Source organism: Bergeriella denitrificans NBRC 102155 (assembly GCF_001592185.1).
GTDB classification, from domain to species: Bacteria; Pseudomonadota; Gammaproteobacteria; order Burkholderiales; family Neisseriaceae; genus Neisseria; species Neisseria denitrificans.
Window position 1 is genome coordinate 1 of the sequence record NZ_BCWL01000047.1, and the last position, 11,377, is coordinate 11,377.

The following is an 11,377-nucleotide window of genomic DNA, read 5'->3' on the forward strand; positions in this document are numbered from 1 at the left end:
CCTTGTCTCAATCTAAATTGAAACGACTATAATTTCTCCGACTATAGTCGAATAACACAGAATAAGACAATTCCACAAGCCGCAGGCGACCCCGCACAAAAAAAGCCGTCTGAAAAGCGGCCGGTGCAATCCGGCCTGCTTTTCAGACGGCTTTTAGATAAGGCGGTTAATCCTTGCGGGTTTCCACCAAGACCATTTCTACGGCGGAAAGGTCTGCTTCAACCGCTTTGGGCACATCGGCGCGGCGCAGGCCGGCGGCGGGTTCCGGCTGGGGTTGCGCGGCTTGGGCGGCGATGGCGGCCGGATCGGTTTCGACGAAAATCAAACCGTCTGCCAAAGGCGCATCCTGTGCCGTTTTGCCTTTATCGGCGGCGGGCTGCGCGGCCTCGACAGCTTTCGGGCTGTCTGCGTGTTCGATGCCGAAAATCTGGCTGACGGCTTCGGCCACGTTGTCGGCGGCGGCGGCAATCATGGCCTGCTCGCTGCTTTGCGGACGCGCGGCGGGGGCTTCGCTTTCAATGGCGAAAACAACGTCATCGGCCTGCTCTTCATGCTGCGGAATCACCACCACCAAAGGCTCGGCGGCGTGCTGCTCGTCTTCCTGCGGCGCGGTCGGAGCGGCGGTTTCGCCGTAAACGTGCGCCACGGCAAAGCGGACTTTGTCGGCGGCATCGGCGATATTCAGGTATTGCTCGATTTTCCGTGCCGACGGGATGTTGCGCTTTTTGTTGCTGTTGCGGCGGTCGCGCTGGTTGCGGTTGCCGTTGCGCTCGCGGCGGTCGCGCTTGCGCTCTTGCGCCTGCTCGGCTTCTGCTTCGACGGCGGCGGCGGTTTCTGCGACATCGGTATCCGTCAGGTTTTCCGCGCTCAGGGCGGCTACGGCTTCCTGCTCGGCGATGCGGGCTTCGTCGCGCTTGCCGCTGCGGCGGCGTTTGTTTTCGCTGCGTTCGGCTTTGGGGGCTTCGACGGCGGCATCGGGTGTATCAACCAATGCGGCAACCGCTGTGCGCTCGGTGCGCTCGTCATGGCGGCTGCGGCCTTCGCCTTTGCTGCCGCGCTCGCGGCGGTTGCGGTTTTCGCTGCGCTCTTTGGCTTCGGCTTTGGCTTCGCTGCGGCTGTCGGCGCGGGTTTCTTTGGTTTCGCCGACTTCCTGCACTTCAACTTTGCTGCCGTCGCGCTTGTTGCTACGGCGCGGGTTTTGGCGGCGGCTGTTGGTGCTTTGGCTGCGGCGGTTGCGGCTGCCCTGCTCGCGGCGTTTTTCAGACGGCGCGGCTTCGCTGCTTTCCGCTGCGGCAGCGGCGCCGCCGAAAATGCGGCCCAACCAGGCTTTGAAGCTGTCCCACCATGATGCGGGTTTCTCTGCCGGCGCGGTCGGGGCGGGCTGGGTGTGTTTTACGCCTTTCACGGCCGGCTCGGGGCGGGCGGCTTTGGCTTTTTCGCTGCCGAAAGGTTTGCTGCTTTCGTCTTCTTCCGGCTCGGCCACACGCTTGTAGCTCGGCTCGCCGCCGTCTTCTTCCACGTCGTCGATGCGGACGCGGGTGATTTCGTAGTGCGGATTTTCAAGATGGACGTTCGGAATCAGCAATACGGATACGTCCAAACGCTCTTCCAGGCCGAACAGTTCGGCGCGTTTTTCATTCAGCAGGAAAGTCGCTACATCGACGGGCACTTGCGCGTGCACTTCGCCGGTGTTGTCTTTCATGGCTTCTTCTTGAATGATGCGTAAAACGTGCAGCGCGGTGGATTCGATGCCGCGGATGACGCCGGTACCGGCGCAGCGCGGGCAGGCGACGTGGCTGCTTTCGCCCAAGGCGGGTTTCAGGCGCTGGCGGCTCAATTCGAGCAGGCCGAAGCGCGAGAGTTTGCCCATCTGCACGCGGGCGCGGTCTTTTTTCAGCGCGTCGCGCAAGACGTTTTCCACATCGCGCTGATGCTTGGGGTTTTCCATGTCGATGAAGTCGATGACCACCAGGCCGCCCAAGTCGCGCAGGCGCATTTGGCGGGCGACTTCTTCGGCTGCTTCCATATTGGTTTTGAACGCGGTGTCTTCGATGTCGGCGCCGCGTGTGGCGCGGGCGGAGTTGACGTCAATCGACACCAGCGCTTCGGTGTGGTCGATGACGATGGCGCCGCCGCTGGGCAGGCTGACGCTGCGCGAGAAGGCGCTTTCGATTTGATGCTCGATTTGGAAGCGGGAAAACAGCGGCGTGTGGTCTTCGTAGAGTTTCAGACGGCCGACGTTGCTCGGCATGACATAGGTCATAAACTCGGAAATCTGGTCGAATACTTCTTGGTTGTCCACCAGAATTTCGCCGATGTCGTTGCGGTAGTAGTCGCGGATGGCGCGAATCAACAGCGAGCTTTCCATAAAGAGCAGGTAGGGATCGCGGTGCGCTTCGCCGGCTTCTTCGATGGCGTCCCACAGCTTCAGGAGGTAGTTTAAATCCCACTCCATTTCTTCTTTGCTGCGGCCGATGCCGGCGGTGCGGGCAATCACGCTCATGCCGCGCGGCACGGGCAGCTGCGCCATGATTTCTTTCAGCTCTTGACGCTCTTCGCCTTCGATGCGGCGCGACACGCCGCCTCCGCGCGGATTGTTGGGCATCAAGACCAGATAGCGGCCGGCCAGGGAGATAAAGGTGGTGAGCGCCGCGCCTTTGTTGCCGCGTTCGTCTTTTTCCACCTGCACGATGACCTCCATGCCCTCTTTGAGCACGTCTTGGATGCGCGCGCGGCCGCCTTCGTAATCTTGGAAATAGCTGCGCGATACTTCTTTGAAGGGCAGAAAGCCGTGGCGGTCGGTGCCGTAATCGACGAAACACGCTTCCAGCGACGGCTCGATGCGGGTAATCACGCCCTTGTAGATATTGCCTTTGCGCTGTTCTTTGCCCAGCGTTTCGATGTCCAAATCCAGCAGGTTTTGGCCGTCGACAATCGCGACACGCAGCTCTTCGGCCTGGGTCGCGTTAAATAACATACGTTTCATGGTTCACCTCGAAAGGCTTTTTCCGCTCGGGCAGGGCGCATCGCCGGCTGCACGGGCGGTCAAGCCTAAAGTTTTGCACTCGTGAGGCGGTTAGCAGAGCCGGCAGAAGCCTGTCTGCTAGGGGTAATCAGTTTTTGAACGGTGATACCCGCAAGGTTGCATGCCGTCTGAAAATCCGCGGATGCGGAAGCGGCCATGTGCGGGCGTGTCAGATAAGGAAGGTCATAAAGAACAATTCGCCGGCCGGTTATCCGGCGCCGCCTGCGTACCCTCTTTTCAGTACTGCCAGGCCTAAACGGGCGCGGCCGCCACGGGCCGCCACCCTTAAAAACAGGTAGCCGTCATCTTCATCATCAGCTGCCGCCGCTGCCCCCTTATATCCGGATGGCCGGTGATTTGTCTTCGGGCAGTGCGGCAAAATTCAAACTTAATTACGTTCCGACATTTACGGCTAGAGCAAACATCGGGGTATGCCGGAGGGTCTGCGCGACCCCCTAGAGTGGTTTTTAATATAAAATCTCTGCTTAGCAATAAATCCGTTTCGGAAAGCCTTTTTTCAGACGGCCTTACACGCGCCGCCCGCTTCTGAAACGAACTTTCGGATTATAGAGAAAATGCACGCAATAAGCAAAAATTCGGTCAGCCATCTGGCCATCGGCGCACACGAAGCCGGCCAACGCCTTGATAACTATCTGATAAAAATCCTCAAGGGCGTGCCCAAAAGCCATATCCACCGCATCATCCGCGCCGGCGAAGTGCGGCTGGACAAAAAACGCTGCAAGCCCGACAGCCGCATCGAAGCCGGGCAGGTGCTGCGTATCCCGCCGATACGGATTGCCGAAAAGCAAAGGCCGCCTGAACCTACCGCCGCGCCCGCGCGCGAATTTGACACCGTGTACGAAGACGACGTGCTTTTGGTCATCAACAAACCCAGCGGCGTAGCCGTGCACGGCGGCAGCGGTGTCAGCTTCGGCGTCATCGAACAAATCCGCCGCGCCCGCCCCGAAGCCAAATATCTGGAACTCGTGCACCGCCTCGACAAAGACACCAGCGGCCTTTTGATGATTGCCAAAAAACGCAGCGCATTGGTGAAGCTGCACGAAATGATACGCAACGACCACCCGAAAAAAATCTACCTCGCGCTCGGCGCAGGCCGTCTGAACCACGACCGCTTCCACGTCAAACTGCCGCTCTTTAAATACACCGGCGCGCAAGGCGAAAAAATGGTGCGCGTGTCCGAAGACGGCCAATCCGCGCACACGATCTTCCGCGTATTAAACCGTTTTTCAGACGGCCTGCCGCACCAAGTCGGCATTTCCGAACTGACCTACGTCGAAGCCACCCTGAAAACCGGCCGCACCCACCAAATCCGCGTGCATTTGCAGTCGCAAAACTGCCCCATCGCCGGCGACGAGCGTTACGGCGACTACCAAGCCAACAAACGCCTGCAAAAGCTGGGCTTGAAGCGCATGTTTCTCCACGCTTCGGAATTGCATTTAAACCACCCGCTTACAGGCGAAAAGCTGGTTTTAAAAGCCGCATTGCCGCAGGAGTTGGCGCAAATCATCACCATGCTGGAACATCAAGGCGGTGTTTGATTACAAAGCCGCCGTCATTAGCTGCGCAAGTCCACTTCGCTTCCCCCGCCTACGCGGAAATGACGGCACTCTATAATCTACCTGCCTTGCCACAATCTCAAGCCGTCTGAAAAACAAGGAAACCCCATGAAACCCAAACTCATCATATTCGACTGGGACGGCACGCTGGCCGACACCACCAGCCCGATTACCGCCACATTCCAAGCCAGCTTCAAAGAATGCGGCCTGCCCGTACCCGCAGCCGACGACATCCGCCCGCTGATCGGCTACAACCTGCCCACCATCATCCGCCACCTCTCCCCCGATTTGGGCGAACACCGGCGCGAAGAATTGGCCGAAACCTACGCCGCACATTATCTCAACCCCAACAACCGCAATATGCGGCTTTTCGACGACGCCCTTCCCTGCCTGCACGACCTGAAAGCGCAAGGCTACTGGCTGGCCGTCGCCACAGGCAAAGGGCGCACGGGTCTCGACCAAGCCATCGCGCAAACCGGCACCGCCGACTTCTGGCTCGCCACCACCTGTGCCAGCGAGCAGCCCTCCAAACCCGCGCCCGATATGGTGTTCAAACTCTGCGACGAATTGGGTTTAATGCCGTCTGAAACCATCGTCGTCGGCGACACCACCCATGACTTGGAAATGGCCGCCCACGCCAAAGCCCCCGCCGTTGCCGTCACCACCGGCGCACACACCGAAGCCCAACTGCGCCGCGCCCCGCATTTGGCGATACTCGGCGGCTTGTCCGAATTGCCCGCGTTTTTGGAGACTTTGGATTGAGTTCGGGCGGGCAAGGCCGTCTGAAAATGCGCCTGCATGGTTAGATGGTGCAATGATTGGAAAAAAACAGAATGGGCAGGCGATGCTCATGAGCAGGTGGCGATAGGCTGGAGCGGTAGGCTGGGCTTCAGCCCGGCAAAACCTTGCCGCACCTTGCTATTGCTGGGCTGAAGCCCAGCCTACCGCCCGCACCCGACAAACCGCCCCGACCGCAAAAAAAGCCGTCTGAAAATCCGATAAGCAAGCGTAATCGGATTTTCAGACGGCTTATTCCTATCGTCGAAGAACTTAATTTCTGCTACGGCGTTGGCTCGCCGCCTTGTATCAGAATTTCATTTCTCCGACTATATTTCCTACCGCCCTATTCCCTGTGATAAGGATGATTGTGCAAAATCGAGACCGCGCGGTAAAGCTGCTCGGTCAGCAGCACGCGCACCATGCCGTGGGGCATGGTCAGGCTGGACAGGCGCATCATCATGCGCGCCTGCTGCTTGAGATAATCGGTCATGCCGTCGGCGCCGCCGATAACGAAGCAGACGTGTTCGCCATTTTGCTGCCACTGCTTCAAATGCGCGGCCAGCTCCACCGAGGTCGGCGCTTTGCCGCGCTCGTCGAGCACCACCAGATACGCGCCGGCGGGTACGGCTTCAAGTATGCGCTTTTCTTCGGCGGCCATACCCTGCGCCGCGTTCACGCCTGCGCCGCGCTTTTCGGGCTTGATTTCTTTTAATACATAGTTCACATCGCGGCCGAAGCGTTTGGCATATTCGCCTACGGCTTCATCCACCCAGCGCGGCATTTTGGTGCCGACGGCCAATACGGTAATATTCATGCGGTTTGGATACTTTCTTTCTGTTTTCAGACGGCCTTGCGGCCGCGCGGGTGCAACGGGAAGCCGCAGCAGGATTTAAGTTCAACAGCGATATTCGGTATAATATGCGCCGTTGCCGACAGTCGTCGCGGGATACGGCGTGCGGCTGTAGATTTTTGTTCGGCATTTACCATACCCCATTTTACCAAAAGGAACCCGCCATGCTGACCCCGAAACAAGTCAAAGCCCTGATTGAGGGTGTTGCACCCTGCGAATATGTGGAAGTGGAGGGCGACGGCCACCACTTTTTCGCCGTGATTGTGTCTTCCGCTTTTGAAGGCAAAGCCCGCCTGGCCCGCCACCGCCTGATTAAAGACGGCCTGAAGGAAAAGCTGGCCAGCAACGAATTGCACGCGCTGTCGATTTCCACCGCCGCCACGCCTGCGGAATGGGCGGCCAAGCAATAAACGCGGTCGCCGAACGGCCGTCTGAAACACACCCTGTTTCAGACGGCCTTTTTCTGAACGTGCGTTCGGGGTAAGCGGTTTGAGCCATGCTTTATATTTCAGCAACCTGTTCCCTCTCCCGCCCCTGCGGGGGAGGGTTAGGGTGGGGGTTGATTTACAGGTCGCTTTAGGCCGGCAACCCCCATCCTAACCTTCCCCCGCAGGGGCGGGGGAAGGGACAGACTTCTGAATTTCAACGGGTTCTATATTCACTAATCGTTTGTTTTATCACAAACGCATATTCCTTATGCCGATAACCTGCTGATATAGTTGCGTCGGCATCAACCTGACGAAATGCGGCAGCCGCCTGAAAACCCCGTTTTTCAGACGGCCTGCCTATCTGCCCGCATCGCGGCCAAATCCTGTAAAATCCGCCTTATTGCCCATTTCCGACCCGATACCGCCATGAAAACGCCCCCGCTCAAACCGCTGCTGCTGACCTCGCTGCCCGTATTTGCCAGCGTCTTTACCGCTGCCACGCTGGTTTGGCGGTTTGATGTGCCCAAGCTGGCGATGCCGCTGGTATTGGGCATCATCGCGGGCGGCCTGGTGGATTTGGACAACCGCCTGACAGGCCGTCTGAAAAACATCTTTATCAGCGTGTTTCTGTTTACCGTCGCGTCCCTGACGGCGCAGTCGACGCTCGGCACGGGCTGGCCTTTTGTGCTGGCCATAACCGCCATGACCTTCTGCTTTACGCTGCTGGGCGCGGTCGGGCTGCGCTACCGCACGTTTGCCTTCGGCGCGCTGGCAGTGGCCACCTACACGTCGCTGACCTACACGCCCGAAACCTTCTGGCTGGTCAATCCGGTGATGATTTTGTTCGGCACGCTGCTGTATAGCTCATTTACACTGGTTTTCCACATTCTGCTGCCCAACCGCCCGGTGCAGGAAAACATGGCGGCGGCCTATGATGCGCTGGGCGACTATTTCGATGCCAAAGCCGACTTTTTCGACCCCGACGAAGCCGCTTGGCTGGGCAACCGCCAGATTGATTTAGCCATGCGTAATACCGGCGTGATTGCCGCGTTCAACCAATGCCGCGCCGCCCTGTTTTACCGCCTGCGCGGCCAGCACCGCCACCCGCGCACCGCCCGTATGCTGCGCTACTACCTGACCGCGCAGGATATTCACGAACGCATCAGCTCGGCGCACGTCGATTACGCCGAGCTGGCCGACAAGCTGAAAAACACCGATCTGATTTTCCGCATCCACCGCCTGCTGGAAATGCAGGGACAGGCCTGCCGCAACATCGCCGCCGCGCTGGCGGGGGGTAAAAACTATGCTTACAGCAAGCGGCTCGGCCGCGCGATGGCGGGCTGCCGCGAATCGCTGCGCCTGTATGCCGACGGCCACCGCCAAGAGCGCGACGTGCATCATATCCAGCAACTGCTGAACAATCTGGCCGGCGTCGACCACCAGCTGCGCCAGCTTGAAAGCGTCAGCCACCGCGAGCTGGAAAACGAATCCGATGCCAGCCGCATCGCCGGTTTGGAAGGCAGCGGCTGGCGGCACGCCTGGCAGAGTGTCAAAAGCCAGCTCAATCTCGAATCCGCCGTATTCCGCCATGCTGTGCGCCTTTCCGTCGTGGTGGCCGCCGCCTGCATCATCGTAGAAGCCCTGCATCTCAATCTCGGCTACTGGATTCTGCTGACCGCGCTGTTTGTGTGCCAGCCCAACTACTCCGCCACCAAAACCCGCGTGTACCAGCGCATCGGCGGCACGGTGCTGGGCGTGGTGGTCGGCTCGCTCGTGCCCTATTTCACGCCGTCGGTCGAAACCAAGCTGTGGATTGTGATTGCCAGCACCACGCTGTTTTTTATGAGCCGCTCCTACAAATACAGCTTTTCCACCTTTTTCATCACCATTCAGGCACTGACCAGCTTCTCCCTGGCCGGGCTGGACGTGTACAGCGCCATGCCCGTGCGGATTATCGACACCGTTATCGGCTCCGTGCTGGCCTGGGCGGCCGTTACCTATCTGTGGCCGGACTGGCGCTACCTGACGCTGAAGCACACCGCCGCCCAAGCGCTGGCAGGCAATGCCGCCTATCTCGATAAAATTCTCGACCAGCTCGAACACGGCGGACACGACGACGTCAGCTACCGCACCGTCCGCCGCCGCGCGCACGAGCGCATCGCCGCGCTCTCCAGCAGCCTGTCGGAAATGAGCAGCGAGCCGAAAAAATACGGCAGCCGGATTTCAGACGGCTTTGTGCTGCTGAAACACAGCTACGCGCTGATGGGCTACATCTCCGCGCTCGGTGCCTACCGCAACCATATGGCGCAGGACTGCGGCGAAGACTTTACCGCCCGCTTCTACCACACCGCCCACCGCATCGCCGACGTGCTGCACGCCATGCCCGAAGCGGATGCCGCCACTTTTCAGACGGCCTTGTCCGACATACGGCAGGACTTAGACGCCCTGCGCGCCGATGTGCCCGACGACCGCCAAAGCAGCGTTTTGTGGCAGCAGCTGAGCCTGATTGCCCGCCAGCTCGAGCCCTGCTACCGCGCCCTGAATCCGCCCGAGAGCGACGGCACAGCGGAAAACCTGCCCGCCGGGGCTTGATATTGTCTTTTTGTGTGCACGCAGGCCGTCTGAAAATATCAGTTTTTCAGACGGCCTAAAATATTTAAAGTTCCCCTACTTCCTCATCAGCCGTCATTAGCTACGCAAGTCCGCTGCCCTTCCGTATGCCGCCCCCAATCAAAATCCGGCCAAGCCGTCTGAAAATCGGCTTTTTGTCAACAATTCGGGTATAATTGCGGCAGATTTCCCTTATGCGGCCTCAGCCGCGTTTCCGTTCCGATTTCTCCGAGGAAGCTCCGAAATGATTGATCCCATCTCCGCCTTGTCTCCTTTAGACGGCCGCTACGCCAAATCCGTTGAAGCCCTGCGCCCGATTTTCTCCGAATACGGCCTGATGAAAGCCCGCGTCAAAGTCGAACTCTCCTGGCTCAAAGCCTTGGCCGCCGAGCCGAAAATCGCCGAAGTGCCTGCGTTCAGCGGCTTCACCATTGCCGAAATCGACAAAGTCATGGCTGAATTTTCATTGGAAGACGCGGCGGCGGTGAAGGCCATCGAAGCGACCACCAACCACGATGTGAAAGCCATCGAATACTGGCTGAAAGAGCGTTTCGCGGGCGTGCCGGAAGTGGCGGCGGCGAGCGAGTTTATCCATTTCGCCTGCACCAGCGAAGACATCAACAACCTTTCCCACGCGCTGATGCTGCAGGAAGCGCGCGACAGCGTCCTGCTGCCGAAGCTGGGCGAAATCACCGCCAAACTCACCGAAATGGCGCATGAGTTGGCTGCCGTACCGATGATGAGCCGCACCCACGGCCAGCCGGCCACGCCGACCACGCTGGGCAAGGAAATCGCCAACGTGGTTTACCGTTTACAGCGTCAGGCCAAGCATTTGGCGGCACAGGAATTTCTGGGCAAAATCAACGGCGCGGTGGGCAACTACAACGCCCACATGACCGCCTACCCCGATGTGGATTGGGAAGCGCACTGCCGCCGCTTCGTCGAAACCGACCTCGGCCTGACCTTCAATCCCTACACCATCCAAATCGAGCCGCACGACTACATGGCCGAGTTTTTCCAAACCCTCAGCCGCGTCAACACCATTCTGATCGATTTCAACCGCGACGTATGGGGCTACATCTCCCTGGGCTACTTCAAGCAGAAAGTCAAAGCGGGCGAAGTGGGCAGCTCCACCATGCCGCACAAAGTCAACCCGATTGATTTTGAAAACTCCGAAGGCAACTTGGGCATGGCCAACGCCGTATTGGGCTTTTTGGCGGAAAAACTGCCGGTATCCCGCTGGCAGCGCGACCTGACCGACAGCACCGTATTACGCAATATGGGCGTGGGCGCGGGCTACACCGTATTGGGCTTCACCGCCCACCTGCGCGGCCTGAACAAGCTCGAGCCGAATCCCGCCGCGCTGGCTGCCGATTTGGACGCCACGTGGGAACTGCTTGCCGAGCCGATTCAAACCGTGATGCGCCGCTACGGCGTGGCCAACCCGTATGAAAAACTGAAAGACCTCACGCGCGGCAAAGACGGTATCACGCCCGAAGTGTTGAAAGTATTTATCGAATCGCTGGACATCCCCGCCGATGCCAAAGCGCAACTCTTGGCACTGACCCCCGCGCTGTATGTGGGCAAAGCCGAAGAATTGGCCAAACGCATCTAAGCGCGCCGCCGCGCGGATTGCTGCCGCGCGGCAGCCGCCACCGAAGAAAGGACACACCATGAAACGCCTGCTGCTCGTGGCCGCCGCCCTCACGGCCGCCAATGTTTACGCCGACGCTGCCGATGACGCGCTGCTGAGCGCGCAAACCGCCTACCGCGCCGCACTCAAAGCCCAAAGCGACAACGACGGCCGCATCATCCGCCTGCAAAGCGACCTGCGCGATGCCCAATCCCGCCTGTCGCAGGCACAGGCCGACATTACCCGTTTGGAAGGCGAGCTGCAAAACGCCAACACGCTGAAAACCCAACAGGCCGACACCCTGCAGCAGGCCGGCAGCCGCCTGGATGCCGCATGGAACGCCGTTTACGGCGCAGGCGGCACCCGCGCGGGGCAATAATCCCGCCCGCCGCAGGTTTGCATCGGAAAAGCCGTCTGAAATTCGGAATTTCAGACGGCTTTTTTTGGTTTTTAAACCGGTTTGATACGCGATAT

General features: G+C 59.3%; 8 protein-coding genes. 6 read left to right on the forward strand and 2 right to left on the reverse strand.

Features of this window, described 5'->3' with window-relative positions:
* Positions 1–166 precede the first annotated feature (166 nt).
* Positions 167–2,986 (reverse strand): Rne/Rng family ribonuclease, encoded by a 2,820-nt coding sequence (locus BDE01S_RS04330; protein WP_066077818.1) that lies wholly within the window; start codon positions 2,984–2,986, stop codon positions 167–169.
* A gap of 614 nt (positions 2,987–3,600) precedes the next feature.
* Here BDE01S_RS04330 and BDE01S_RS04335 point away from each other — a divergent pair.
* Positions 3,601–4,584: an RluA family pseudouridine synthase gene (locus BDE01S_RS04335; protein WP_066077819.1), complete on the forward strand. Its 984-nt coding sequence runs from the start codon at positions 3,601–3,603 to the stop codon at positions 4,582–4,584.
* A 126-nt stretch (positions 4,585–4,710) separates the two neighbouring features.
* Positions 4,711–5,364 (forward strand): HAD-IA family hydrolase, encoded by a 654-nt coding sequence (locus BDE01S_RS04340; protein WP_066077821.1) that lies wholly within the window; start codon positions 4,711–4,713, stop codon positions 5,362–5,364.
* Positions 5,365–5,725: 361 nt separating this feature from the next.
* Here BDE01S_RS04340 and rlmH read toward each other — a convergent pair whose 3' ends face one another.
* Positions 5,726–6,196 (reverse strand): 23S rRNA (pseudouridine(1915)-N(3))-methyltransferase RlmH, encoded by a 471-nt coding sequence (gene rlmH / locus BDE01S_RS04345; protein WP_066077822.1) that lies wholly within the window; start codon positions 6,194–6,196, stop codon positions 5,726–5,728.
* A gap of 200 nt (positions 6,197–6,396) precedes the next feature.
* On the opposite strand from rlmH, the gene BDE01S_RS04350 reads away from it, so the two are divergent.
* From BDE01S_RS04350 to BDE01S_RS04365, 4 genes are all read left to right on the forward strand, one after another.
* On the forward strand, positions 6,397–6,642 hold the full coding sequence (locus BDE01S_RS04350; protein WP_066077825.1) for a BolA family protein: 246 nt from the start codon (positions 6,397–6,399) through the stop codon (positions 6,640–6,642).
* 444 nt (positions 6,643–7,086) lie between these two features.
* Positions 7,087–9,252 carry a YccS family putative transporter gene (yccS, locus tag BDE01S_RS04355; RefSeq protein ID WP_066077833.1) on the forward strand — a complete coding sequence of 722 codons (2,166 nt, stop codon included), beginning with the start codon at positions 7,087–7,089 and terminating at the stop codon, positions 9,250–9,252.
* Positions 9,253–9,514: 262 nt separating this feature from the next.
* Positions 9,515–10,885, forward strand: a complete 1,371-nt coding sequence (gene purB, locus BDE01S_RS04360) for an adenylosuccinate lyase (protein WP_066077827.1) — start codon at positions 9,515–9,517, stop codon at positions 10,883–10,885.
* 58 nt (positions 10,886–10,943) lie between these two features.
* Positions 10,944–11,282 (forward strand): hypothetical protein, encoded by a 339-nt coding sequence (locus BDE01S_RS04365; RefSeq protein WP_066077831.1) that lies wholly within the window; start codon positions 10,944–10,946, stop codon positions 11,280–11,282.
* The last annotated feature ends 95 nt before the right edge of the window (positions 11,283–11,377 follow it).